Origin of the sequence: Brevibacterium sp., assembly GCF_031179145.1 — a bacterium.
In the GTDB taxonomy this organism is placed as follows: Bacteria; Actinomycetota; Actinomycetes; order Actinomycetales; family Brevibacteriaceae; genus Brevibacterium.
In genome coordinates, this window is the sequence record NZ_JAPSIB010000019.1 from 1 (window position 1) to 24,899 (window position 24,899).

32 protein-coding genes are annotated in these 24,899 nt (G+C 64.9%); 3 read left to right on the forward strand and 29 right to left on the reverse strand.

Annotated elements, in window-relative coordinates:
* Positions 1 to 286: 286 nt before the first annotated feature.
* Complete coding sequence (locus tag RIT73_RS13580; protein WP_309132622.1) at positions 287 to 919, reverse strand: hypothetical protein; 633 nt, start codon at positions 917 to 919, stop codon at positions 287 to 289.
* Positions 920 to 1,006: 87 nt separating this feature from the next.
* Here RIT73_RS13580 and RIT73_RS13585 point away from each other — a divergent pair, with 87 nt between their 5' ends.
* The 3 genes from RIT73_RS13585 to RIT73_RS17245 all read left to right on the forward strand — a co-directional run bounded on the left by RIT73_RS13585 (position 1,007) and on the right by RIT73_RS17245 (position 2,127).
* Positions 1,007 to 1,339 (forward strand): hypothetical protein, encoded by a 333-nt coding sequence (locus tag RIT73_RS13585; RefSeq protein ID WP_309132623.1) that lies wholly within the window; start codon positions 1,007 to 1,009, stop codon positions 1,337 to 1,339.
* Between the two features lie 153 nt (positions 1,340 to 1,492).
* Positions 1,493 to 1,870, forward strand: coding sequence for a hypothetical protein (locus tag RIT73_RS13590; RefSeq protein ID WP_309132624.1), 378 nt, complete (start codon positions 1,493 to 1,495; stop codon positions 1,868 to 1,870).
* A gap of 41 nt (positions 1,871 to 1,911) precedes the next feature.
* The gene (locus RIT73_RS17245; protein WP_375295014.1) at positions 1,912 to 2,127 is read left to right on the forward strand and encodes a helix-turn-helix domain-containing protein; all 216 of its coding nucleotides are present in this window, start codon (positions 1,912 to 1,914) and stop codon (positions 2,125 to 2,127) included.
* Between the two features lie 288 nt (positions 2,128 to 2,415).
* Here RIT73_RS17245 and RIT73_RS13595 read toward each other — a convergent pair whose 3' ends face one another.
* The 28 genes from RIT73_RS13595 to RIT73_RS13730 all read right to left on the reverse strand — a co-directional run bounded on the left by RIT73_RS13595 (position 2,416) and on the right by RIT73_RS13730 (position 24,879).
* On the reverse strand, positions 2,416 to 2,721 hold the full coding sequence (locus RIT73_RS13595) for a hypothetical protein (protein WP_309132625.1): 306 nt from the start codon (positions 2,719 to 2,721) through the stop codon (positions 2,416 to 2,418).
* Positions 2,722 to 2,731: 10 nt separating this feature from the next.
* Entirely contained in the window at positions 2,732 to 3,268 is a 537-nt protein-coding gene (locus RIT73_RS13600; protein WP_309132626.1) for a holin, read from the reverse strand.
* A 2-nt stretch (positions 3,269 to 3,270) separates the two neighbouring features.
* Positions 3,271 to 4,164, reverse strand: a complete 894-nt coding sequence (locus RIT73_RS13605; protein WP_309132627.1) for a hypothetical protein — start codon at positions 4,162 to 4,164, stop codon at positions 3,271 to 3,273.
* A 48-nt stretch (positions 4,165 to 4,212) separates the two neighbouring features.
* A complete protein-coding gene (locus RIT73_RS13610; protein WP_309132628.1) occupies positions 4,213 to 4,944 on the reverse strand; it encodes a hypothetical protein in 732 nt (243 codons plus the stop codon).
* Positions 4,941 to 5,222 carry a hypothetical protein gene (locus RIT73_RS13615; protein WP_309132629.1) on the reverse strand — a complete coding sequence of 94 codons (282 nt, stop codon included), beginning with the start codon at positions 5,220 to 5,222 and terminating at the stop codon, positions 4,941 to 4,943. Before RIT73_RS13615 ends, RIT73_RS13610 begins: the two co-directional genes overlap by 4 nt.
* A 62-nt stretch (positions 5,223 to 5,284) precedes the next feature.
* Positions 5,285 to 6,238: a hypothetical protein gene (locus tag RIT73_RS13620; protein WP_309132630.1), complete on the reverse strand. Its 954-nt coding sequence runs from the start codon at positions 6,236 to 6,238 to the stop codon at positions 5,285 to 5,287.
* A gap of 83 nt (positions 6,239 to 6,321) precedes the next feature.
* Positions 6,322 to 7,434, reverse strand: a complete 1,113-nt coding sequence (locus RIT73_RS13625) for a siphovirus ReqiPepy6 Gp37-like family protein (protein WP_309132631.1) — start codon at positions 7,432 to 7,434, stop codon at positions 6,322 to 6,324.
* Positions 7,435 to 7,462: 28 nt separating this feature from the next.
* Positions 7,463 to 8,899, reverse strand: a complete 1,437-nt coding sequence (locus RIT73_RS13630; protein ID WP_309132632.1) for a hypothetical protein — start codon at positions 8,897 to 8,899, stop codon at positions 7,463 to 7,465.
* Positions 8,900 to 8,912: 13 nt separating this feature from the next.
* Positions 8,913 to 13,163 (reverse strand): tape measure protein, encoded by a 4,251-nt coding sequence (locus RIT73_RS13635; RefSeq protein ID WP_309132633.1) that lies wholly within the window; start codon positions 13,161 to 13,163, stop codon positions 8,913 to 8,915.
* Between the two features lie 6 nt (positions 13,164 to 13,169).
* Entirely contained in the window at positions 13,170 to 13,502 is a 333-nt protein-coding gene (locus tag RIT73_RS13640) for a hypothetical protein (protein ID WP_309132634.1), read from the reverse strand.
* 116 nt (positions 13,503 to 13,618) lie between these two features.
* Positions 13,619 to 13,975, reverse strand: coding sequence for a hypothetical protein (locus RIT73_RS13645; RefSeq protein ID WP_309132635.1), 357 nt, complete (start codon positions 13,973 to 13,975; stop codon positions 13,619 to 13,621).
* A 17-nt stretch (positions 13,976 to 13,992) separates the two neighbouring features.
* A complete protein-coding gene (locus tag RIT73_RS13650) occupies positions 13,993 to 14,268 on the reverse strand; it encodes a hypothetical protein (RefSeq protein WP_309132636.1) in 276 nt (91 codons plus the stop codon).
* A gap of 105 nt (positions 14,269 to 14,373) precedes the next feature.
* Complete coding sequence (locus RIT73_RS13655; RefSeq protein ID WP_309132637.1) at positions 14,374 to 15,042, reverse strand: hypothetical protein; 669 nt, start codon at positions 15,040 to 15,042, stop codon at positions 14,374 to 14,376.
* A 90-nt stretch (positions 15,043 to 15,132) separates the two neighbouring features.
* On the reverse strand, positions 15,133 to 15,510 hold the full coding sequence (locus RIT73_RS13660; RefSeq protein WP_309132638.1) for a hypothetical protein: 378 nt from the start codon (positions 15,508 to 15,510) through the stop codon (positions 15,133 to 15,135).
* Entirely contained in the window at positions 15,507 to 15,815 is a 309-nt protein-coding gene (locus RIT73_RS13665) for a hypothetical protein (protein WP_309132639.1), read from the reverse strand. Before RIT73_RS13665 ends, RIT73_RS13660 begins: the two co-directional genes overlap by 4 nt.
* Complete coding sequence (locus RIT73_RS13670; RefSeq protein ID WP_309132640.1) at positions 15,812 to 16,156, reverse strand: hypothetical protein; 345 nt, start codon at positions 16,154 to 16,156, stop codon at positions 15,812 to 15,814. Before RIT73_RS13670 ends, RIT73_RS13665 begins: the two co-directional genes overlap by 4 nt.
* 6 nt (positions 16,157 to 16,162) lie before the next feature.
* Complete coding sequence (locus RIT73_RS13675; RefSeq protein ID WP_309132641.1) at positions 16,163 to 16,597, reverse strand: Gp19/Gp15/Gp42 family protein; 435 nt, start codon at positions 16,595 to 16,597, stop codon at positions 16,163 to 16,165.
* A gap of 15 nt (positions 16,598 to 16,612) precedes the next feature.
* Complete coding sequence (locus RIT73_RS13680) at positions 16,613 to 16,933, reverse strand: hypothetical protein (RefSeq protein ID WP_309132642.1); 321 nt, start codon at positions 16,931 to 16,933, stop codon at positions 16,613 to 16,615.
* A gap of 5 nt (positions 16,934 to 16,938) precedes the next feature.
* A complete protein-coding gene (locus tag RIT73_RS13685; RefSeq protein ID WP_309132643.1) occupies positions 16,939 to 17,862 on the reverse strand; it encodes a hypothetical protein in 924 nt (307 codons plus the stop codon).
* 15 nt (positions 17,863 to 17,877) lie between these two features.
* The gene (locus RIT73_RS13690) at positions 17,878 to 18,228 is read right to left on the reverse strand and encodes a capsid cement protein (RefSeq protein WP_309132644.1); all 351 of its coding nucleotides are present in this window, start codon (positions 18,226 to 18,228) and stop codon (positions 17,878 to 17,880) included.
* Positions 18,229 to 18,233: 5 nt separating this feature from the next.
* Entirely contained in the window at positions 18,234 to 19,484 is a 1,251-nt protein-coding gene (locus RIT73_RS13695; RefSeq protein WP_309132645.1) for a head maturation protease, ClpP-related, read from the reverse strand.
* Positions 19,481 to 20,812, reverse strand: a complete 1,332-nt coding sequence (locus RIT73_RS13700; RefSeq protein ID WP_309132646.1) for a hypothetical protein — start codon at positions 20,810 to 20,812, stop codon at positions 19,481 to 19,483. The genes RIT73_RS13695 and RIT73_RS13700 overlap by 4 nt, the downstream gene beginning before the upstream one ends.
* Before the next feature lie 18 nt (positions 20,813 to 20,830).
* On the reverse strand, positions 20,831 to 22,531 hold the full coding sequence (locus tag RIT73_RS13705) for a terminase large subunit domain-containing protein (RefSeq protein ID WP_309132647.1): 1,701 nt from the start codon (positions 22,529 to 22,531) through the stop codon (positions 20,831 to 20,833).
* Between the two features lie 14 nt (positions 22,532 to 22,545).
* Complete coding sequence (locus RIT73_RS13710) at positions 22,546 to 23,136, reverse strand: P27 family phage terminase small subunit (protein WP_309132648.1); 591 nt, start codon at positions 23,134 to 23,136, stop codon at positions 22,546 to 22,548.
* Positions 23,099 to 23,515, reverse strand: coding sequence for a hypothetical protein (locus RIT73_RS13715; protein ID WP_309132649.1), 417 nt, complete (start codon positions 23,513 to 23,515; stop codon positions 23,099 to 23,101). The genes RIT73_RS13710 and RIT73_RS13715 overlap by 38 nt, the downstream gene beginning before the upstream one ends.
* A 161-nt stretch (positions 23,516 to 23,676) precedes the next feature.
* Positions 23,677 to 23,979 (reverse strand): HNH endonuclease, encoded by a 303-nt coding sequence (locus RIT73_RS13720; RefSeq protein WP_309132650.1) that lies wholly within the window; start codon positions 23,977 to 23,979, stop codon positions 23,677 to 23,679.
* 133 nt (positions 23,980 to 24,112) lie between these two features.
* Positions 24,113 to 24,298 (reverse strand): helix-turn-helix domain-containing protein, encoded by a 186-nt coding sequence (locus RIT73_RS13725; protein ID WP_309132651.1) that lies wholly within the window; start codon positions 24,296 to 24,298, stop codon positions 24,113 to 24,115.
* A complete protein-coding gene (locus RIT73_RS13730) occupies positions 24,295 to 24,879 on the reverse strand; it encodes a hypothetical protein (RefSeq protein ID WP_309132652.1) in 585 nt (194 codons plus the stop codon). Before RIT73_RS13730 ends, RIT73_RS13725 begins: the two co-directional genes overlap by 4 nt.
* Positions 24,880 to 24,899: the final 20 nt, after the last annotated feature.

Sequence of the window (24,899 nt, forward strand, 5' to 3'; positions counted from 1 at the left end):
GTGACACATACGGTGAACGATGTCGCGAGACATGGCATCAATTCGATGAACAATGTCGTGAGACATCCCGGCGGGAAATGAGAAATGTGCCGCGACATCGAGTGAACGATGTCGCGACACATCACAACGCGGAGCCGGTGGGATTTGAACCCATATCCGCTCCCTGATCACGGCGTGATCCGCGAATTCTCTGGTGTTCTCGACCTCTCTAGATGGTGCGGCAGTGGTCTAATGTGCCCGAATTGTGCCCAGCGGGTGCCCGACGTGAGGCGCGTCCCGACCGGGCTCAGCCGCAGAGCGTGATGGGGTCCATCATGGCCGTGAAGTGGTTGCGGTCGACGCCGGAGACGTCACGGACGACGATGGTGTTGATCTCGAGCGAGTCGTCGGCGCCGCAGCCCATGTTCATGAACCAGCGAGCGACGTCGTCGGCCTGATCATCCGTGAGCGTGTCCTGGACGTAGACCCGCGCGGTGCCGGTGCTGACGTCTTCGACTTTCGTCACCGCGTACACCGGAGACTCAGGAGTCATGTCGGAGAACTTATCGACGCCAGCTGCATCGAGCACCGTCTTCTCGAGCTTCGCGGCAAACGAATCCTCGGCGGCCGGCGCTTCCGACTTCGGAGCCGGCGACGTCGGTGCCGGGTCACTCGGCACCTGGGTTGGTGCGCTGGTCTTCGGCGGCGCGGTCGTCGCGGGCTTCTCCGGCGGAGCCGACGAGGGCGCTTCCGAGGTCGCCTCGGTGGTGGCCGTCTCAGCCGCGGGCTCGGCATCCTCGGGCGCCGACGGGCCGTTGACGAGGGTGACGATGACTCCAATGATGACGATGAGGAGGAAACCTGCGACGAGGAGGCCGCCGCAGCCGATTCCTGTCGCGGCGAGCTTGTGGGATTTGGCCCACGCCATAATCTTCTGCATAGATGAAGCGTAGAACAACAGGCGCGATTTCCAGTAGACCGTTTCATATCGGCCAAACTACGGCGAGCGCGGGATAGCGTGGCGGGCATGCACATTCTCAGTCCGCGCACCGTGCCAGCGGTCGACGTCGTCGCCGAGATCCTTGCGCTGCACGACGAACACCTGCGGCCGGGGCAGGATATCGAGGTTCGGATTGTGTTCGCCGAGGTTCTCGGCGGTGTCGACGTCGTGGCCGTGGCCGTCGATTGGGGATCATGGGGTGCGACGATCGTGCAGACCTACTCCGAAGACGAGGACGGGGTCGCGGAGGCGCACCAGTACGTGATCGGCCGGCCCCTCACGGGCGCCAAGGTTCAGCTGGCCGTCGACGTGGTCCTCGCGGACCTATGGCCTCGCTTGGTGGATTCGATGGACTTCTAGTCATCAGTAGCGATCGGATGCGACTGAATGGCCAGCGCATGCATGGGCACCCGGGCCCTCAGAAATTCTTTCCGTCAGGGCATTGTCTACTGTCATACGTATGTGTATGATGGTAGACATCCACCAGCCCCCACCGATTGAAAGGCCAGACCGATGAGCACCTACACCGACTGCACCAACGTCGACTTCGACGTGTACGGCAACTGCTACCGCTGCGGGGAGCCGGAGGGGCTGCACAAGAAGCCGACCTACCGCGAGGAACTCCGATCCCTCTTTGCATCCGCTAAGCGCGACGATGAGGAGCGGGACGGCTCACCATATCCGGCAGAGATGATCATGGTCGTCGCCCTGAGTGACCGCGTTCCACTGGACGAAATTCCGGCCCTCGCAGATGTCTCCCCGGAAGACGCGAATCGCCTATTCTGGGTCGGTTTCGATCAAAACCGCGACCATCGTGCCCTCAGGATTCCCTTCTCATCCGATCGGTGGACGGAATCACTGATTGGCTCGGAGCTGGGGATCACCCGATGAGCCACGGCGACACATGCGTGTGCGGTGACTGTGTTGACGTCATGCTCCAGGCGCTCCGCGATGACGATGCGACAATTCACCAGGCCACGGAATCGCGGAAGGCTCACGCCCTCTCTGCGTACCGTCGAGGCATACCCAAAGCCCGAATCGCCACCGCCGGCGGGATCACTCGGCAGACTCTCGACAACTGGATCGCGCGCGCCGGTGTCGAGCAGCTACCGCCAGATGCTGCCGCCGTCCTACCCGCCGAGTCATAGGGCACGACAAAACGCCCCCACGCGGCGAATCGTGGGAGCGATCCCCGCAAACGCGGGGCGAGATACCCAACTTGACGGAGACTCGTCGAGAGCAATCGGGTCACCCCTGCATGCGCAGGGAAGATGTTGCGGTCGTCCTGCCCGTCAACGAAGAGCGGACAATCCCCGCAGTGACGGGGTGGGACGAGCGTAACACGACTCCGGGAACGACGAAACGCCCCCACCTCGGTGAGAGGTGGGGGCAAATCGGATGAAACTATACCGGGAAATATACCGGCAGGGTCTGACTCAGGCGTCTTCCCAGTGGTCGTTGCATTCGGGTTCGCAGATCACGAGACCCGTCGTGGCGCGGCGGCGGCCGCCGTTGCGGAGTACGACATCCCCGACACCGTAAGCGTCGACGGACTCAGCCGGTTTCACGTACTCCGCGACAGCAGGGACCGGCAGCATCCCCGTCTGCCGGAACTGCTCGTGCAGCTTCGTCTCCTCGCGCTGGAACGCCTCCCGGTTCTGCCGGCGCAGCAGCTCCGACTTGAGTGCCTCCATCCACTGGGCGATCTCCTCGGGAGTCATCTCCTCAATCGGTTTGTCCATGGTGGCCTCCTCAGTGTTTCGGCGTCCAGCCCGGCGCGGCAGGCGTCGGGTCGGTGTCCTCGGTAGCGTCGACGGCCTCGACCTCGTCGGCATCCTCTGCAGCATGATCCGACTCCTCGGCTGGGGTGGCCTCGGTGTCGGTGAGATCCACGACCTCGGCTTCGTCGGCATCATGATCCTCCGGACCGGTCACGTCCTCGGTCTCGTCGTAGTCCAGGGGCGCGAGGCTCACACGCGTGTCGAATGCCCCGACCGGATCCTCCCCGGCGCGCAGCATCCGCAACGCCTCCTCAGCCTCAGCGTTCGCGACACCGATTCCCTCGGAGCTGGTGAAGCTGGGGCCGTTCTTGGTGGCGACGTCGCCTGCGATCGAGGAGAGGACCGACAGGAGCATCATCGTCGCGGTGATGCCCAGGATCTCCGCCCAGTCGAGGGAGACGATGTTGACGGCCTCGGCGCCGATGAGGGTGATCGCCGACTGCGCCCCGGTCTTGGCGACACGGTCAGCCGTGGCTGCCCAGAACTCTCTGGTGACCAGGTTGCTCATGGTCAGTTCCCCTTCGTCTCGTAGTCGACGTAAGCGATCGTCACGTCGTGCTTGGTTTCGTTCTTCACCTCGAGGTGGAACCGCGGACGATCATCACCGTGCGGGCCGTACCCGCAGGAACCGTCGGTGAAGGTGAAGTTGCCACGTGCCCGGCGGCCGTCGCCCTTGCCGTTGACGTCGGCGACCGCGCTCCGGTGCCTGATGGTGGAACGCTTCTTCTTCCCGTTCCAGTCGACGATGACGTTACGCACCGTCACGGTTTCGCCGAGCATGAGGCCCAGCACGTCGATGTTCACGACCGTCTCGAGCAGCTGACCCTTCTTGCAGTCACCCATCGAGTAGTCGCCGTTGGAATTGGTGCGGATCCGGGCGGTCTGTCCCGGCCCGAGCTTCTGGGGTTTGCGGTGCTCACCGTGCTTGATCCGTCGCATATCGTTCTCGTCCTCCTTCGGAGTCGTGGTGGTCGAGCCTGCACTGCCAGCGGTACTGCCGGGGAGGCCTGGCCAGGGTCTGGTGTCGTCCTCGCCGCGTCCGTAGACGCAGGAGACGTGGGCGTGGGCCTTGTGTGGGTTCGACCCGCTGTAGGGCCGCCAACGGCCGGCGCCGATCTTCGGGTTGCTGATCTGCCGGTTGCTGATCAGGTACTTGATCCGGGAGTCCCCGGCCTTGGCGAGGCGGCGCACGAACGCGTGGGCGTCAAATCCGCCCTTCGGGTCGTGCGTGAAGTCGCGGGCGTGGACGATCCCGCGCGAATCCGGGTTGTGGTCGGATGCTCGCGCCGAATGCGCGGTATCACCGATCGACCCATCTGAGCGTTTCGACCGCCGCGGCGCTGCCGCATTGATCTGGGCCAGGAGTTTGTCGAGAGCCCTGGCGACTCTCCACGATCGGGCCATACTGATCACCCCTTCCTGAGGGCGTAGGGCATGGAAAAGCCCCGCGAGTCACGGGGCTTCGGTTGGTTCTGGTTGGGTTTGGGTGACCCTGCAGGGGCCGTCGACGGTGACGCTCGTGTCATCCGTGAAGGCAAACAGCCAATCCCCATCAGCGGTACAGCTGACGTCGCGGATCCCGCGGCCGGACTTACCGGCTGGACCTTCTGGCCCCTCGGGGCCGGGCGGGCCAGCCTCACCCCGGCTACCCCGGTCGCCCTTGTCGCCCTTCGGCCCGGGCGGGCCGATCGGGCCAGGGACAGTCGAGTCCTTGCCCGGGGCTCCCGGCTCCCCCGCCGGCCCCGGGATCGTCGAGTTCTTCCCGGGCGGTCCGGGTGGGCCAGACGGTCCGGGCGGACCCGGGACGGTGGAGTCCTTACCTGGCTTCCCGGCGGGGCCGGGGACCGTCGAATCGCGTCCGGGCAGTCCCCGGTCACCCTTGTCGCCCTTCGGCCCGGGCGGACCCTGCTTCGTCACCGCGGCGGTGTCCTTCTGCACCTGCTCCGCTTTCTTGCAGATGTCCCGACCGTCGACCTTCACAGACCCCTCAGCACAGGCACGTGACACCTGATTCGCCAGTTGCGAGGCCGACGACTCCGCATCCTCGGCTTTCCGCTGAGTCTGGTACTGGGACACGATCGTCCAGGCCGCGAACCCGATGACGAGGACGAGGGCGACGATTCCCGGCAGCCCGCTCATCCACGGGCGATCTCGGCGGTGGTCATGACGGCCCATGACGATCACACGTCCTCTCCATTGCGGAGGCGGCGGACAAGATCCTCGAGCTCAGCGATCCGGGCGTTCCGCTTACCGAGCTCGACATCCTTCTCAGCGAGCGCGGCGCGTTTCGACTTGAGGCTCGCTCGCAGCCGGTCGTTGTCCGCCTGCTCACGTTCAATGTCCTTGCGGAGCTCATCGCGGCGCTCAACGTTGTGTCGACGCTCCGACGAGTAGAGCCACACGATGACCGCGACAATGCCGCCAGGACCGCCATAGCTGGTGATGAACGAGGGGATATCCACACGCTGGTCTCCTGACTGTGCTCTAGACGATGACGCGGCTCGACCCGGAGACGATCACGCCCCTACACCTGCGCGGCTCGATAGTCGATGCCGTCAAGAGTCAGGAAGTTGACGCTCGACGGCACATACGCGGTAACCACGCCATTCGCTGCGACATCGACCATTCCAATGGCAGGAGCACCCGCAGCGGTGAACGTGAGCCCCACCGGGTATCGGCCCCACTTCGCCGGTAACAAGCTCGGTGGCAGTGTGCACACCGGCCAACCGACGTCGCGGATCGTGTACACCTCATTGGTCGGGCGTCTGACTTTCCCCGACAGGTACACTCGTCCGCCGATCGACTGACCAACGATCGGGTCTCCGGTATAGTGAACGTTCCACGGGTGAGGTGTGATCGTCGTCGGATCCGGATTCGTGATCGACGCCCACCCGGTCGGTGCACCGTCAGCGCCAGAACCCCAGGCGAACAAGAGTTCGCGAGTCGTGTGAATGTGAGCGATCGTCCCCCACAGCACCGACTTCGCCGGCGGCAATTGGGCCCGGCTATCGACGGTGATCGTCGGGGCGATCTTCGGGCGGATCTGTCTCACCACCGCTTCGGTCAGCAGCTGGTTCGGCTGACACTCAATCTCCCAGAGGACGATGTGGTTCTTCCCCTGCGTGGTGTCCGGATCCCCCGCATACGTCCGCACTCTGACCGGTCCGGAGACGATGTTCTTGTGCTCCAGAGGGTCATACTCGAGGGTCACCCGGTATGTCGTCGGAGCCGCCGGCATCGGCAACGGAACCTCGACCGCCGTATCCATGTAGTGGTAGAAGCCGTCGATGATCGCCTCAGCATCATTCGTGGTCGTCGACGGCGTCAGCTGCGCGGTGCGAGACGCGTTGTCGAGGTTCTTGAGCCAATACGGTTGGCCCCCACGATCGAGCACGCCATTGCCAATTCCGAGAGTGACGGACCGCCACTCCTCCGACGACATGTTGACTTCCTCGATGGGGAAAGACTTCTCGACCATCAGCTACCTCCTGGGCATGAAAAAACACCCCGGAGGGTGTTGAAAGACTGTCGAATGTGGGCCTGACGGCCAGTGCGTTTGAACTACCGGGCTTCGAGGCCCGTGACCCGGCGCTGCAGGCGGCGAACCTCGCGGACCCAGCGCGGAGCATCCTTGTCGTCAGGGACGGGGCCGATCTGGAGCTTCACGGTGCGGCCAGTCTCCGAATACGTGAGCTCCGCCTGCTGCACGATGTCGGCGACCTGACCGCCTGTTTCGAGCTGCACCGTGATGGTGTCGCCGAGACCATACCGGTGGCCGAACCGCAGGCGCGGCGTGTCCGTGACACTCAGACTCACCGACGCCTTCTCCTGCGCCTCCGTGAGCGTCTCCTGCCCGGCCTGGATGAGCTCAGCGGCAGCATCCGTGTCGCGTCGGTCCTGGAACACCTCGGCGTACACACCCCAATCGGAAGTGTTGCCTTGCACGAGTTTCAAGGTTCGGGCAGTGCCTTCACCCTGGCCGGCGACGAGCACATGCGTGGCTTCCGGCGCCGAGTTCGTGAGTTCCCGGTCTGGCAGCCCACCGTTGTCCTCCGTGAGCACCACGGCGCGGCGCAGATCCCGGCCGACGGAGAACCGCAACACCGACATGCGCAACGCAATGTCCTGGGCAATGTCGAACGTCAGCGCCGAGCCCGCCAGGGCCTGCGCCTCCTCGATAACCGTCTTGAACCGCGTATTCACCGACACCTGCGGGCCCCGGCCCTGGTCCGGGTCGATGATCAGAGGTGCACGACGCGACGCCAGGGCGCCCGGGCCGGCGTTGACGTTCACCAGGGAGCGGATCACCGTCTCCGCGGGTCCCGTGGCTTTCCAATACGCCGCCGACGACTGCGCGTCGAGAGCAGCTGCCGGATCCGGGAGCGTGAGCCGCTGCTTGAGCCACTGCACATCCGAAACGCCTGAGACCTTGATCGTCTGGACACCTGTGTCACGCTTGTCGACCATGCCGGTCGCCCAACCAGAAAGCAGCTGCACACCCTCGCCGAGGTCGTCGTCGATGATGACGATCCGGTAGCCGTGCTTGAGCCGCCTCCACTTGTTGTCCTCACCGATCACATCGAGCGCGAACGTGCTCACGTCGTTGCGGCGGAGCACGATCGTGCCGCTGACGACGGGCAGGGTCCCTCGGGACACGAAATCCGGGGTGAACATGAGCACCTTCACGGGCGATCGACCCCTCTCAGTGTCCGGCCTTGTAGGTCTCCTGGTAGCGGAGATTGATCAGGGAATCTGCAGTCGCGGCGACCATCGTCATGCGGATCCGGTTCTTCCCACGTCGGAGCGGGAACAGGTCCTGCTCGACGAGGCGACCGCCGACGATGCGACCGGCGCGGTCCCACCACTGCCCATCCGGCATGGACGGGCTCGTGATGTCCTGCACGCGCGGTCGGGTATCCACAGTCACCGTGTCCGGGATCTGCCCCGACAGGAACAGGGCCTCACCGGTGTCGATGTTCTCGAGCTTCGCATCCGTGCCGGGCGGCACGATCTCCCACACCGGCCACACCTGCTCGTCGCCCTCAATGTGGACCTCGTACTCGCCCTGCACTGATGACTCCGAGAGTCGCACGGGGAAGAACTTCTTCCCGCCAACCATCTCCACGGAGGTTGACCTGCCAGCTCGGCCCTCCCACACATGGCCTTCCGTTGACCCGTCGAATGGCATTCCTGGCTCGCCGAAGTAGATGGTGCGCACATCGATAACGTTTCCTGGGGTGTACGCCCCTGCCGTGTCTTTGACGTAAATCAGGAGACGGATTCCCCCAGGCTTATCTGGAATAGTTCCGGCGGCTTTCAGCAAGCGAATTTCACCGGGGTTGACAACGAAGTTCTCTACGCCGATATCCAGCCCCGCCAGTTCTCCGTACCCCATAAATCGTGGCCGGATCATCACAGCGTCTTCATCCGCCGGAACCCGCACCTCGAAGATCACCTCCCGATTCCCGGGAGTGGCAGGGATATTCGTCTCATAGGGGGCGGGGCTTGAGGCATAAGTCGTAGCGGTTGCGTTGGTGGTGAGTCTTGTGAACCCATCTTCGACCGCGGCAAAGCTGAGACCCGATCTCAGCCATGAGGAGATCGGTGCATTGTTCCAATTTCGTCTGCCGCGAGTTGGGGCGAGCGCGGAGAGGAATGGTTTGGTTCCTTTAGCGATGGCGCGGGATTGTTCGCGCCAGGGCCCATAGAACCATGGATCCTCGCATTCGAATGTGAGTACGAGGACCATGCGCATGTTGTTGACGACGGCTTTCGCGAAGTCGCCCTCGAGGCCGTCTTTGAGTCGGCCGTAGGCGCTGCGGGTGCCGTCTTTGGTTTTGAGTCGGATCTCGACGACGTCTTCACAGAGGTGTTCGAGGCGGCGGCGGGAGTCTTCGAGTCGCGCGTAGGCGTCTGGGGAGTTCCCGTGGTGGACGTCGATCGGGATCATGATGGTGCGGTTGGTGCGCCGGCGGTGACGGAGCACGGACCCGCCCCGCGGGAGTTGACTGTATGTCGACTCCCACGGGGCGAGTCCGGTGCCGGTCATGCCGGGTTTGAGCGTGAACTCGTTGCCCACCCCGTCGAGGGTGATCTGATCACCGTTGCCGATCAGAGTCACAATCGGTCTCCGATACATCGATCAGACCTCCTCACACTGGGTAGAGAACATCGCGCTTTCGTTCACGCTCGTCGAGGGTGCGCACGAACTCGTCCGGGTCCTGGACGTAGACGTCCCCGAACTGCATCCTCGGCTGTGCCTCGGCGGAGTCGGCGCCGATCATGCCCAGTTGCTTGGGCGTGAACACCGGCTCGGGTTTGCCCGTGGCGTTGAGCACGGTCGTGAGACCGGGCGGTAGCCAACCGCCGTCGTCGTACAGGACAGGCTTGGGCATCATGCCTGACATGAACGACATCGAATCCCCAGCGCCTCCGGTCATCGAGGGGACAAGTCCACCCGAGGCGAAGCCCTGGATGAGTCCGCCCTTCGCGTAGCCGCCCTTCCGGTTGTAGGCCTTCGACAGCGACCCATACCGGGCGAGCGCGTAGCGCATGGAGGCGAGGATGTTCGACAGCGGATCGTAGATGTTGGACTTGAACCCCTTCATGGCGTAGGCCTTGAAGGTCGGGCCAATCACCTGCATGAGCCCCTTGGAGGGGGTGCCACGCTTGGCGTTGATGTCCCAGTTGTTGATCGCCTTGGGATTGCCACCGGATTCCTGTTTCATCCGGCGCAACACCGTGTTGATCATCGCCTGAGACGTCGGCTGGCCCAGCATGGTCAGCGCCTGCTTGACCGTGTCGGTCCAGCGGCCCACACCGGCACCCTGACCGCCAGGATCGTTGATGTCGCCGGTGTCGCCACCGAACGGCATCTTCTCCTGCATCCACTCGATCGCCTTGTTGACGAGGTTCGTGGCACCGGATCCGATCATCTGCGCGAACGGTTCCTTGCCGATACCGTTCTTGATCTTGTCGATCAGACCCTTGAACGGGTTCAGATCGACAAGAGCATTACCGACACTTCCGCCGAGGTTCTTCAGGCCCTTGAGAGCGGCCATCAAACCCTTAGCGACGAGACCACCGACACCACCGGTCTTGAAGCTGCCGAGCTTCCGTCCACCCTTATCCACATGGGCGTGCCCATAGTGGTTGGGGTAGCGCCAGATGGTTCCCCAACCGAGGCCGTGCAGGATCGGCATCAGCTTGTCGAAGAACGCCATTTCGCCCTTCGACTGCCCGGCCGCCGTGTTCAGGTCCAAGGCTCCGGCACGGTAGTGCCAGGAGTTCTTGGCGTGAACCGGGTTCACTCCCCCGAACTTCGGATGCTCAGACACGCGCACACCGATGGACTGCAGGGCACGCCCGAGGGCGACGATGTCGCCACCCTTCTTGTAACCCCTGACCATCGGGAGCTCGCCCCGGGAGTTGATGTACTCCAGGGCGCCCGGATGCTGACGACGCAGACGATCCGCCGCACGACGACGCACCATGAACTCGCCAGCAGTCGCCCAGATCGGGATGTTGTCCGCCGTTGGAGTCGGCGAATGCCCCGGAACCGGGCCACCGTCACGCAGCTTCGGCACCGTGAACAGCTTCTCGTCGATGGTCTTCGAGCCGAACACGCCGGCCACCTTGTTGAAAGGCTTGACCAGACCATCACGAACGACCTGCTCAATGACGAACGCGATCGGCTTCCTGGCGAGGGATTTCAGCCCGTCCCAGGCCTTACCGATCGCGTCCCGACCGGTCTCGAACGCGTCCGGCAGCGTGTTCTTCACCAGGTCCATCACGGGCCTGAAAATGTTATCGACGATGAACGCTCGCACCTGATCGAGATGGTTCTGCATCTTCGTCCACGCACCGGTGATCGTGTCCTTCGCGGACGTGAACGCCGGGGCGAGCTTGTCCTTCAGGAACGAGACGATCGGATTGAAAATCCACGTCTTGATGAACGTCCACGCCTCATCGATCTTCTGCCGCACCGTCTGGAAGACCGAAGCGACCGTGTCCTTGAAGAGGTTGAACCGCGGCTGCAGCTGATCGCGGATGAAGCCCACGACGGCGTTGAAGACGATCTTCGCGAGCGTCCACCAGAAATTGATGGCCGCGAGGATCAGATTGAACGCCAGCGTCACCGCATTCTTGAAGAACGTGAACACGGGTGCCAGCACGGTGCGGATGATCGCGACCACGAGACTGAAAATCGCGGACACGACCGCCCACCAGACCTGGATGTAGATCTGGATGCCACGGAAGACGAGCATCGCCACGGTCTTGATGAAATTCAGGACCGGTGCGAACACCGTGGTCAGGAATGACGAGACCGCCCCGAACACCGTGGCGAACACGCCACCCGCCGACGTCACGCCGGTGGTGATGGCACCGACCAGCCACGTGATGACCGTGCCGACGAATCGGATCACCGGCACCAGCAGAGTCGCCAGCACCGAGATGATCTTCGCGACCACGGTGAGGACGAGACCGATCACCGGGACCAGTGCCGTGAGCAGCACCGTCACCAGCGGCATGACAGCCGCGAGGATCGAGGAGATGACCTGCACAACCGTGCCAATGACCTGCGCCAGGACCGGGAACAGCGTGCGCGCCAGGTTCGAGATCACGGGCACAAGGGTGCTCACCAGGGTGCCCACCAGCTGCGCGACGACAGGCATGATCGACCCCAAGGCCGAACCCAGAGTCCCGATCAGCTGCGCGAACAGCGGCTGCAGCTTCACGAACTCAGCCTTCAGGGGCAGGAGCGCCGCCTGGATCTGAGCCGAGAACGCCGACCACATGACGCGACCCTCTTCGGTCTTCGTGAAGAACTGCTGAAGAGCGAAAGCGATGCCCGCGATGAGACCCACGACGAGCAGCAGAGGGCTGGCCTTGAGCGCCATGTTGAACAGGCGCTGCGCCACCGCAGCAGCACGCGTCGCGATCGTCGTCGCGACCGTGGCCGTGCGGTGCGCCACCAGGCTGACCGTCGACCCGATCGTCGCGGTCTTCGCCGCGTTCGTCTGGATATACATGCTGCGCATCGCGCCGGCCTGGAACTTCGTAGCCGCGGCCGCGAACCTCGCAGCGAAACCGTTCGCGGTCGTCGCCGAGGTGTTCGCCGACGTCGCGGCCGTGTCCCTGGCCTTGGTCAGGATCGACTCGTGCTTCGCCTTATTGAGACGACCCTCCATGGTGATCGCCGTGATACGAGCGATGTTGTTCGCCAGATACACGGGAGCCATCGCCATTTCCGCGACACGCAGATTGAACGTCGCCGCGGCAGCCAGATTCGACGCGAGCCGGTAGGCGGCGAACAGGGCGAGCGCGTAGGGCAGGATGCGCACGACGAGGCCGAGGTTGTTCCACACCCAGTTGAGTGCCTTGCCGACGAGGTCGACGACGGGCGTCAGCGGTGCCAGTGACGTCTTGAGGTGCGTGGCGGCGCCGGCGACCCACGACATGGAGCCCGCCCCGGTGGAGAGCTTCGTGAAGTCGAGACCGTCAAGCCAGGCTGAGAGCCTGCCGATGGCGGGTCCGAGGATGTTGCCGATCGCGGCACCGAGTGGTGCCGCGGCGTCGGTCATGCGGTCGATGACACCGATGAGTGAGACGAACAGCGGCTTGATCTTCGGGAACACGCCGCCGAGGAGGGTGGCGCCGAGGCGGCCAGCGGCAGCACCGATGTTCTTCAGCGCGCCCGAGGTGGTGTTGCCAACCTCGAGAGCTGCGCCTCCGAGACCCTGCTCCATCGCGGTCTGGAACTCCGCGAACCCGATCTTGCCCTCGGAAGCGAGTTTCTGCACCTCGGTGGTCGTCATGCCCATCGTCTTCGACAGCATCTGCCAGATGGGGATGCCGCGCTCGAGGAGCATGTTCGCGGAATCCGCCTGGATCATGTCCTTGGAGGCGACCTTGTTGAAGATCATCCCCATTTCGGACATGGAGGTCTTGCCGATCGTCGCGGCGTCAGCGGTGAGCTTGAGTGTCTTCTGCAGATCCTCACCGGGCTTCACCCCGGCGGCCACAGCTGACGCCGCGACCTGAGCGGCTTCGCCCATCCCGAACGAGGTGCCCTTCACCGAAGCGAGGGCATCGTTCATGATGGTCTTCACGGACTTCGCCGAGTGCCCCAGACCGGTCAGCGACGCGGTCGCGTCCTCGATCTGGGACAGGCGCTCGAAACCCTTCGTGAGGGCATATCCGAGGCCTGCGGCGGCCACAGTGCCAGTGGCGATGACGCCACCCTTGACGACCTTCCCCAACGCTCCAGCGAACCCGCTACCAGACTTCCGACCGGCACGCCCGAATGTGTTCTCGAGCTTCCCCGCCTCATCAGCAGCTTTCTTCTGGAAGCCGGGGAAGGTCGGGGCGACATTGATGAACGCCGACGCAATGGAGGCCACGGATGATCACGCCCCTTCCGGATTGGTCGTGAACATGTTGAACAGCCGATTCACCTCCCGGTGACGGCGACGCTCCCGGACCCGGTCCACCTCAGTGACCGGGTTGAGGGGCGGTTGCGGCTTGTACCGGGCCTTGTGCACGCCCGCGAGCACCGAGGTTTGACGCTCCACCGAGGCGGTGAGGCGCGTGAGCAGGATCGCGCTGGTGTCCCAGTCACGGATCTCCGGCGCATACGCTCGAGCCGTCTTGCCCTTGGCTTTCGCGGCGGCCTCGGCCTCGACGATCTGCTCCGCCGTTTCCGGGTCGTTGAGCAGAGCCTGACGGAACCTCGACGCCACCGGGAGCCCATCGATGTAGTCGATGAGCGCCCGGAAGCGGCGCGCCGCGACCCACTCCGCGAGATCGATCCCGTACTCCGACGCCAGATCACAGCGGATCGGCCCGCGGAACCTCGTCAGGAGGTCGGCGAGCCGTCGGATTCCCCCGGGTTGCCGTAGATGTCCTGGTAGTACTTCTCAGCGTTGCTGACGAGCGCCGCGGCGTGCTTCGTCTGCGGCTTGAGCTCCATGAACTCGGCATAGCCGTCTTCGCCGAGGAACTGCTTGAGCTGCCCCTCGGTGTCTTCCCGCTGGATCTTCAACGACTCGCTGAGGTCGAGATCGAACGGATTCTGAGTGATGAACTGACGGCCCTTGAACCAGAACTCATACGGCTCGTGGTCTTTGACGACTTCGTTGGCGAGCTTGTCGAGGTCATTCTTCACGACGAGCTTGTCCGACTTCGGGGCAGAGGTTTTGCGTGCTGTAGCCATGATGGGATTCCTGCTTCCTACTTCGATTCGGTGTATCCGCGAGCGCGGAGGTTGGTGATCTCGGCGGGGTGGCCGGTGGTGATGGTGTGGCCGTCCGCGTTGACGAGGGTGATGCGCTTGGGCGAGTCGTCGGTCTCGTCGGTCTTGGTTTCCGGCTCCTGGGCGAGGGTCGGGTCGGTGGTCTGTGCGGTCTTGTCCGGTGCGACGGGGGTCGCTGCGGTGGGCTGCACGGTGACCGGTTCGACGGCGTCGCCGGGGTCGGTGTCGGGCTTCGGTGTGGGGTTCTTCGCCATGTGTTTGCTCCTCGTGGGTGCAGATGGGATGAGTGGGTTAGACGGTGGCGAGCGCGCATCCCATCAGGCACGCTCGCCACCGCGTCAGGGGGTGTCGCCGACCGGTCAGGGTGCGGCTGGGGCGACGGTGAAGCCGGCGCGTTCGGCGCTGGCCTTGAAGCCGGCACCTGCGTAGAGGTGGCGGACGCTGAAGCCGAGGGTCGGGTCCGGGAATGCCTTGTACGTGAGGTTGTACGAGGTGGGGTCGGACATGGACCACACGATGTCGTCGAGGCTGGTGACCTTGACGAAGGGCATGAACCGTCCCATCAGGTATTCGCCGGTGCCTGCGCCGTCGGAGCCGACGCAGATCGCGCGAGCGTGCTGGCGGATCGGGAGTTCCGGTTCGTCGAAGACGAGGTTGCCGTCGGCGTCGACGGTGACGGTGGACAGGTCGAGGCCGTGAGCCTGCTCGAGGGTGAGCCGGTTCGTTTCGAGGGCGTTGACGGCGAAGGATCGTTCCATCGAGGTTTCGTCTTCACGGACGGCTGAGATGTAGCCGTGGGCTTCGACGGTCTCGGAGTCGGACTCGCTGGTGAAGGTGAGTCCGTCGTCCTTGGTGATCATGCCGAGGGGACGGTACTCGGCGGGGAACGGGGTGAGCTGGCCGGTGGCGTCAACGAGCTTGGTGATGGGCGCCGCGGAGAGCGGGGCCAGCCAGATCGCGACGTTCTGGACCTTGCGGATGAGATCCGCGTTGTCTCCCTGGGCTTTGAGCTCCTGGATCGTGGTCATGATGTGCTGCCTTTCTGCCCGACGACGCGGGCATGAGGAAACCCCCGCCGCGAGGGCGAGGGTTGAGTATCAGTGAGTGGTGGGTGCCGGTCAGCCGATGGGGCGGGTGTCGACGTTGACGACGAAGCGGAAACGCTCGACGCCGCTGTACTGGTACGGGTGCTCCTTGGGTTTCTGCCGCTCCCACACGCGGTCGAGGAAGCCCGCCTGCGTGCTGTGTGCCTGGTCCACGAGGTGCGACCACAGGACGTTCGTGAGGGTCTTCGCGTCGGAGCGTTTCGAGTGGTAGATCTCGAACTCGGCCTGCACCGTGGAGAGCACGTCAGCGCCGGGCACCTCGGCGGTGATCAGCACCACCGGCATGGGTCCGGACGTGAAGTTCGGGTTGAGCCTGACCGTCACCTGCTCCTCGGGGACCAGCTGCGCGGTGAGCTCCATCAGGGCGGCTTCAACATCAGGATGGATCATCGGATGAACGCTCCTTCGATCTGCGCGACAGCGCGGTAGAGAACATGGTTGCGGGCGCCGAAGATGCGTTCGACGTCGGAATCGTTGATGAGCAGCGCACCGGCTCGAACCTCACTGCCGACCTGGACCTTGGCGGGTTCGACACGGAAACCTGACCGGTACTCGGGCAGCTTCTCGGGCGGACCCTCGACGGGCAGCCGACGCGCCCACGTCTCCCCCACCCCGGCGGCTCGGACGCATATGTCCTGCACCTCCGGGCCGTTCGCCATCTTCGCGAAGCCCTTACGGTCGTGCTTGTACTTCATCCTGATCGCCTCTTCAGATCCACGACAGTGCCCGGGTCGTCACCCGTGAACGGGTTCGGACCCCACACCTGCGGGTCACCCACCACCTCGAACAGGCCCGGCGAGGTGCCTGCGTACTTCGCGGGGAGCCGGAACTGGTCGGAGGAGCGAACATCCGTTCCCGTGGGGGCGTAGAACGTCCAATCCGCGATCGAGGAGGAGCGGAACTGCCCGTCCTCCGTCGAGCCCGCCGGGGCGAGCGTCCCACCCTCGATCGGTGTCTCCTGATCGGGCAGCGGGTCGCCGAGACGGTCGTAACCTCCGGAACGGACTCGCACCACCGTGACCGGGTAACCAAACATCGACGATCACTCCCTGAGCACGAACAGGTTGTCGAACGGCGGCGGATCCGGGAACGAGAACTGCGCGACTGGCGTCGGCGTCTCCTCGCCCTCGAATACCGCGACCATCCAATCCAGCAGCGTCATCGGTCGCGCCGCCTCAGCGGCCGGCAGAGTCACCGAATGCGCGAACGGGCCCGTCGTCTGCGACCACGAGCGAGCACCCGGCGTCGGAGACGGCACGATCGACAGCACCAGAGCCACCACGACGTCGGAGACCTCGGCGGCGGTGAGCCGATCGTTCGGGTCCTCGATGCGCTGGTCGACGTCGCGCCAGCGGCGACGGATCATCCTCGACGCCTGCCCGATGTAGTGCAGGGCCCGGGACCGTTCCGCGTTCGTGAGGGGACGCCACGCGTTCTCCACATCAGTGACTTGCGCCAGATCAGGCAGGTCAGCCATGACGTCCCCCTCCCGCTACTTCTTGGCCGTGCTGGCCTTGTCGGCCGCAGCCTTGTCAGCGGCGGCCTTCTCAGCGGCGGCCTTCTCAGCGGCGGCCTTCTCAGCGGCGGCCTTCTCAGCGGCGGCCTTGGCTTCGGCGTCGTCCGCGTCGGCGGTCGCCTGGGGCGCGGTCTGGACTTTCACGTCCTTGACGAGGCCGATGGACTTGAGACGCTTCACGTCCTCGGCCTTGACCCCGTCGGGCAGGACCGCTCCCTTGTACAGGTAGCGGTCCTGCCCCTCGACCTGGACGACGACTGCAGCCGCCGTCACTGTTGGCACACTCGTTGCGGCCATGATGATCACACTCCCGTTCCGGTGATGCGCAGGCCCGCGTTGGGTTCGAGCACAACGGGCACGGTCACGCGGCGAGCGCGCGGCTTGTACTTGTCGTGGTCCTCATCGCGGATCACCTTGGTTTCGATTCCGACACCGGCGACTTTGGCGTAGCCGGGGCCGCCGAGGTCCTCGTCGGCCATTCCGCCGAGCTGCTCGTTGTCAACGAGAGTCGGGTCGGTGAACGGCACGTGCGTGGAGGTCGTCCAGGTGAGTCCCATGTAGGGGCCGAACACGCCGGTCCCGATGGGGTTCTCGGCCTCACGCGGCAGCATGCCGTCGTTGACGAGCTTCGCGGCGACCTTCGCGTACTGGGTAGGTCGGAGGACGATGACGTTGAGGTTGTAGTCCTCACCGGCATGGGTTTCCTCGTGGCTGGCCTTGGCCATGAGGACGTCCTCGATGATCTGTCCCGCCGATGTCCAGGCACCGCCGGCGTAGGAGCCGGTGAGCTTGGAGGCGATGACGCCGAGGGCGACGGAGTCGACGTGGCGGACGGTGCCGTTGGCGAGCTTGCGCAGTGCACGTTCAACTGGGCTCATCTGCAGCCGCGAGATCGCCTCATCGGTGACCTCGGCGTCTCGGCCCCACTTGACGGTCTTGGCCGCGGCGAGTTCGCCGGCGGTCATGGAAGTCAGCGGGTAGGCCGCACCGGGGGCGACAGCCTCGGGAGCGTCGAGGGGGTAGATCTCCTCGCCGGTCTCGTAGAGGATGGCGCCGCCGACGGCCTTGAGACGCTGGCCCAGGAGGAAGTCCGCGATGAACTTCTCGTTGACGAGCTCGCGGACGCGCTTCGCGATGAGCGCCGGCGTCTTCATGAACTGATGCACCTGGATGGAGGTGGCGTCGGGGGCGACGGTCACCGGAGGTGTTGGGTAGGTGTAACTCATGGTGGTGACCCCTCCTTAGTGGTCGAGCTTGATCTCGACGAGCTCCCCATCCGCGGCAGCGGTGAGAGCAGTTCCGATGAAATTCGTTCCGGTGGCCGAAACAGTTCCGCCAGCTGCGGCGGCGACGCGCGCACCGGCAGCGATCGCACCCGACGCTGCAGGGCGGTGGACGCCACCGGGGATGACGTTGACCGATTCCCCGGCCTTCGCGTCGAAAGCGGCGACTCCGATGGGGTTGGAGTCGGCGGCCGCGTGGCCGACGGTGCGGTTGCCGGCGACGGTCACGAGGCGTCCGCCGGTGACGTCGGTGGCGGCGGTGCAGGTGAACGGGTCACCGTCGTAGAACAGTGGCGAATAGTCAGACATGGGTCTCACGCCTCCTTCGTCTTCGGGTAGAGCTTCGAGTACAGGTCGTCGGCAGCGACGTCATCGGGACTCTCGTCGACGCCTCCGGTGAAACCGCTCGCCTGCACGGGGACGGTGCCCTTGGCCAGGGAGCCCAGGACCTGCTCGGCGCCCGGATCAGCCTCGAGCTGGGCGAGCCAGTGATCCTTGCGAGCCGCGGGGATGCGGCCGTCCTTGAGCGCGGCTTCGACGATCGCTTCGCGGTGCGCCTTTGCGGTCGCCTCGTCGGCCTTGCGGCCCTTCTCGGCCTCGGCGAGGAGCCGCTGGTGCTCTTCGGAGTCGAGGAGGACCGTGCCCTCGGGAACGGTCGGTCCGGCGTTCGCGGCGGTGTCGTTCCCACCCTCGGCGAGTGCTTCGTCGAGCGCGGCGAGGATCCCGTCTTCGTCGAGTTTGGCCTCGGCGGGGACTCCCAGCCGGGCGCGCACTCCCTTGATCAGCTTCTCTGACATGTCGTCAGTCCTTTCGGCATGGTCGTCCACCGACGGAGCCGGTGGCGCGGGGTTCGGTGGTGCAGTGGTGGCAGCTCCGGCGAGCGCGACGAGGCGGTCGAATGCCGGGGCTTGTGATGGGAGGTGTGTGGCCCCGGGGTGGTGGGGCATGGGTGGGGCGGGTGCGTTGTCACGGCCGGCGTGGTTGAACACGCTGAGGTCGTGGACGTTCTTGGTGCCCGCGCGTTTGCGCGGCTCCTCGACGCGGTCGGCGAGGCCGGCTTCCACGGCCTCACCGGCGTTGTACCAGGTCTCGGCTCGCATAGCGTCCCGCCAGAACTCGGCGGTTTCGCCCGCGCGATCGGCATAGAGTTCGGCGATCGTCATGGAGATCTGGTCGAGCACTTCGGCAGTGTCCTGCATGTCCTTCGCATTGCCCATGCACAGGGCCGATGCGTCATGGATCATCAGCTCCGAACCTCGACCCATGACGATCTCATCGGCAGCCTGGATGAGGAACGACGCCGCGGAGCCAGCGAGTCCGTCGACGTGCGCCGTGACTCGGGCCTTGTGCCTGCGCAGGGCGTTCATGATCGCGACACCGGCGAAGACGTCACCACCGGGCGAGTTGACATAGACCTGCAGGTCGTCGACGTCGAGACCGGAGAGGTCGCGCACGAGCTCCTGAGCGTCGACGCCGAAGAAGCCGCCGATCTCGTCGTAGATCAGGAGGTCGGCGGATTTCTTCGCCTCGTTCGTCACCACCGTGTACCAGGGTGTCTTGTTCATGGGCTTTCCTCACTCTCCGGCGGCGGTTCCGGAGACTTCTCCGGGTCGGTCGGGGGTCCCGGCGGCTCGGTGGCCGCGGCGGGCTTACGAGCGGTCGCGTGGTCGATAGGCGGGAGCCCATAGGTGAGTCGCAGGTGCGCCTCGAGGGGGTCGTCGACGGTGATGGCACCGCATTCGACGAGGGCGCGCATCGCCTCGGCTGTTGCCGGGTGACGGGAGCCGATCTCATCGAAGACGAGCTTCGGCGCCGGGACGTCCTCGCCGAAATTGATGTCGACGAGGTCCTCGATGACGTGCTGGGTGGTGACGTCTGCGATCTGGTTCGCCACCGTCTGCAGAGACAGTGTGAAGAAGTCGGCGAACGTCGACCCCAGCGCCCAGGAGCCGGTTTCGGACCCGAGGTTGAGGAAGTGGGCGAGCACTGCGCGAGCGATCTGCTCGTCGTAGTACTGGATGGGCTTGCGCGCATCCGGCAGGTCGCCCTCGACGCCCTGGAACTTGAACTTCGCGCCGTTCGGGATCGACGCACCCGCTGTGGCTCCGGATCGGGCACCGCGGGCGAGCTTGAGGCCCGTCGCGATCTCGTCCTTCTCCCGTTTCAGCAGCTCCTCGCTGCCGACACCGGTCGGATGGTCGGACGCCTCGTAGACGGGCACGCCGAGGCCGTTACGGTCGACAGTCTGGGCCTCCACGCGCAGCAGCCGGTCCTTGAGGATCCAGAATTTATAGGCCGGGCGCAGGAGACTCGCGCCCAGCCAGTTCCCGCCCTCACGTTCATGGACGTATGCGACGAGATGCTCGACGGGGATCCGCGCATCCTTGGGGTTCGTGGCACTGAACTGCTCGATCGCGACCAGTCCACCGTCAGCGGCGACGTCCACGCGGGAAATCGTGCGTGGTGGCCGGTATGCGAGCTTCCGCAGCTGGTGGCGTTGGCCGTCGAACCGGTACACCTGCTCGAAGAACGCGTGTCCGAACGTGAGCATCAGCAGCGCGTGGCGCAGATGCTCCTGCCATGAGAAGCGGTCACGGGTGCGAAGGGGTGGTTTGACCTGTCCCCCAGCGAGTGGGAGACCCAGATTGTTCGCCACGAACTCCGCGACCTTGGGGTCAGCGCCGTTTGGGTCGATCCGCCACTCGGTGCGACGAATCGGGAGCGTCACGGCGCGGATCACGCTGATGACCTGCGCGTCCTGGCGTCGCATCCGGTCGTAGACGGGGATGCTGAGCGGCCACCGGAGCTCCGGAGTCTCCTCTTCCTCGTCGAACAGTCCCCACATCGGCGACTGCACGGCGAAACCCTTCTCAGACTGGGGTGCTGTGGTCATCGGTCACCCCCTCACGGGTCAGAAACCCATGTCCATCACGGATTCGTCGTGGTCAATGTCGTCAATTTCGCGCCCCTCGGCCTCCAAAGCCGCCGGCGGCTGCGCAGGAGGCGGTGGAGCCACCTCGTGGCGCAATAGGAGCCACAGGGCACCCTCGAACGCGATCAGAGGCGCCGCATCCGACGGCGAGCGCGAGCGTGAAATGGCTTGGGCGTCGCCGAGCTGCTTGGTCTGGGCTGTGGCGGCCGCGAGGTCGAGGATCGGCTGCGGGTTGTGCCGCACGTAGCCGTCTCGGACGGCGTCGGCGGTGATTCCGTGGGCGGCGGAGAGGTCTCCGCCCGTCCAGTCCTCGGTGGGGATCGGGAAGTCCGGGTCCCGGCTCATGGCTTTGATCCAGGGTGAGATCGGAGCGCCGGCGGCCTGCCCGGTGACGGCGATGATGCGGCCTCGGCGCTTCTCGTCGCCGAACCATTCTTCGAGCCAGTCGGTGCCGCGGCGGGCGGTGACGATCTCGACCTGTGGTTTCCCGTCGGCGCGGCGGCCGGCGAACGCGACATAGGTCATGGAGCGGTCGGCGCCCATGTCGACGCAGGCGTAGACGTCTCCGACGATCTTGTCGGCCTCGGCGACGGTCTTCGTGCCGTCGGCGAGCTCGATGATCTCGTTGAGTCCCTTGTCCCAGGCCCCTGTTTCGAACGGTCCGTCTTCGAGGATCTCTGCCCATTGGCAGAGGCATTCGGTGCGGAACACCCATTCCGGGTCGGTCTTCGCGGCTGAGGCGAGTGAACGCTCCGTGACGTGTCCGTATCCGAGCGCAGGGTTCGCCTGCGCCCATGCATTGCGGTCCCAGATGTCGCATCCGGGAGGCGCCGACCACTCGAAGAGGCCGAGAGTGTCGGCGTCCTGCTCGAAGTCCTCGACCGTGAGGTCCTCGTCCTCGTCGAGGTCGTCCTGCACATCGATGAGGGTGGGACCGAGCTCGGTCGGGTCGTCCTTGCAGATGCCGTCCGGGTCGCCGAGGGCCTTGTGCGCCATCTTCCGCAGGTGACGGAGCACCACCGAGGTGGTGTCGCCGGCGTTTGATAGCGCCCACACCTGAGCTTTGGGACGTGCGATCGTCGTTTTCGTGATCGCGCCCCAGGCGTCCCACGTCTGATGTTCACGAAGCTCGTCGAGGATGATCAGGTCGCCGGATAGTCCGCGGCCGGCCTTCCTGTTCGCAGCCTTGACCTTGTACACCTCACCGGAGAGTAGGCGAATGGCCTTCTTCCCGTTGACCTTGATGGGTTTCGCGGCGAGCTCGGCAAGATCGGGAGTCTCGTCGATGATGTCGAGAGCGCCCTCCCACACCGCCTCTGCGGTGTCGAGGTCCTGAGCTGTGCCGAGAACCGTCATCTTGTTGTCGAGGCCGGTCAGGTGCGGGTAGACGTACATCGACCACAGGGACAGCACCTGTGAGAGCGTGGACTTCCCCGACTGGCGGGCGACGAGCACGACGACGGTCTTGAAGCGGAAACCGTCACCCTCACGCTCGAGGGCATGGATTAGCAACCACTGCTGCCACGGTGACAGGGTGATCCCGCAGACCTGCTCGGCGAAGTCGATCACCGAGTAGCCGAACGTCCTGGCCTCAGTCTCAGGTGAGCGCGGTTCGAGGGGCTGCCGCGGCGGTGTGAAGATCCGCGGGACTGTGTGTCCCTTCCGCTCCGTTCGCGCCACAGCTCACCGCCTCATCATCCGGCTCCTCTCAGGACCGAGAGTTTGCTCTTCGGCTTCTCGCTTGAGTTCTCCGAAGTGGACTCGGGGACCGAGGCGGGAGTGATCTGTAGCTCAGCGCAGGCCTTGAGGTAGGTCGGGATGGTCCCGAACGCCGCCTTCTGCAGCTTGTCCATGCTTTCGCGCTGCGCCTCGTCGATGAGCCACGCCAGCGTCTTCACCGCCGCGATCGCACCCGCAAACTTCGCATCCTGCAGGTGCGGGGCCGCGGCGATCGCGCGCGCCGTTGCGTCAGCCATGTAGCCACGCTTCCTCGTGGGTTTGACGAGAGGCGCGAACCGGTCACCCCAGGCCCGGATCTGCTCGGCGGTCTGGCGTTCCACCGTCAGAGCTGGGTGCGGCACCACACGGCCACGAGCGTCCGTGACAACCATGCCCTCCTCGTTCACACGGGCACGGGCCGCACGGAGTCGCGCTATGAGCGTACAGAACGCCTCGAGAGCGGCGCGGTCGACAGTGCCGGCGAGATCATTGGTCTCGACGATCTCGCGCCACACGGCGGCCGCGTCCTCAGGCAGGTCCTCCGGAGGATCCGAGTGTGTGCTCACAGCCGACCCTCCCTATCGTCATCTCTCCCACCTGCGCGAGGGTGCCGGTGCGGATGCTCGTGATCGGTCGGGCCTCGACGTCGGGCTGGCCGATGTAGGCGGGGCGCAGCTTGGCGACGAGATCGGACAGCCGGCGACGTGAGCGCTTCCAATCGACGATGACACCGATATCGGCGACGGTCATGTGCGGGTAGTCGGCGAGCACGTCGGCAACTGCCTCGGCGTAGTCGTCAATCTCGGAGTGCCGGCTGTAGCCATCGGGTCCGGCGGCACGGACTGCGCGGCGAACGGTATTGCGGGAGACTCCTGCAGCGCGGGCAGTGCCCCGGATCGAGGCGAGCGCGGTGTGGGTCTCTCGGAGGGCTTGGCGGTCGTGCATGACGGGTCCGTTTTCGTTGCCAAAGTCGATGTTTACCCTGGTAGGGGGGTCACATTTCCCGGGGGAGAGAGGGAGCTGGATGCCCGGGAGCTGCCGCGTCCGCCGACCCAGATTTTTTCGGGCCCCGGGTCTACCGGCTCGAACTCCCCCGAACCGGATCGTCATTCGAAGCTCGTCACACCCAGCCCGAGACTGTCCGCCGTACCCGCCGATTGGTTGCACTGAAGGTGGCTTGGAGCCCAGTTGTTCGGATCCCATCGGGACAACGGGAACAAACTCTGCGGCTTCACGTGCTGCACCGAGCATGAGTCAGGGTCAGGGTACTCAAGGTCATAGTTGATCGGCTGACCACAGAGCGAACACGGCTGCTTGAGCTTGCGGCCCAGACGCTTCACGAACTCGAGCGCCTCGGTGACTCGACGGCCAGACCATGCAGGGTTGGACACACCAGCAGTCATGGTCATCACCACCTCGGCGTGTGCACCAATAGATCAGGCCAGCCCTTGACGTCTAAGAGCTGGCCTGACCAAATCACTGAGAGAACTACACGGGTGTAACTCTCGCTCAGCGTCAGCGTAACACAGGATGCGGCCAAAGCTATAGTGCCGCGGCTTCACCTGTCCGTCTGGCCCTGCGCATCTTCGACTCCACGTTGAGCAGCTGACCCCTGTTGATCCGTCCACGGAAGGGCGTGAGATGCCGCTCCTTCACCCACCTCCTGATGGTGCGCGGTGAGCGGCCGGTGATCTGTGCCGCCTCGGTGTAAGTTACCCACTTCTTCATCCGACTCTGCTCCCTGCGTTCATCATCTCGATTGCCCTGGCGAATCGCACCAGGTCCTGTTCCGGTGCCACGTACCCACACGAGTGGCATTCCACTGTGATCGGCCACCCCTCCCCGTTCGGTGGGGTGAACCACATATCCATCAGGTCACACGTCCCACACGGTGTGCCGGGCAGGTGTCGGGCCCGCTCAGCCACCGGCCACCTGGTGCGCATCCTGCCCAGCATGGTGTGCAGATCCTCGCCGAGGTCGAGCACATCAGGCAGATACAGCAGATCCTGCCGATGCAGACGGAACCACTCGACGACCCGTCGCACCTGGGCACCGACCTGATCCGGTGACGTGCCAGCCGGGAAGCCCTTCACATACGGGCCCCGCCTCCACACCCTAACCCTGGGCGGTGACACCCGGAACTCCGGGGCCACCCTCTCAGCCACCGACACCAACAGCGCGATCACATCATCAGCCGCATCCACCGCCGAGGCGACCAACGGTGCCGGCGGTTCCAGACGCCTCGACCGCGTCGGCTGATCCTCACCCGACCTGCCACGCACCATCGAGTCCCGGGCCTGCATCGCCACCTCGGCGGCATCAGCGAGAT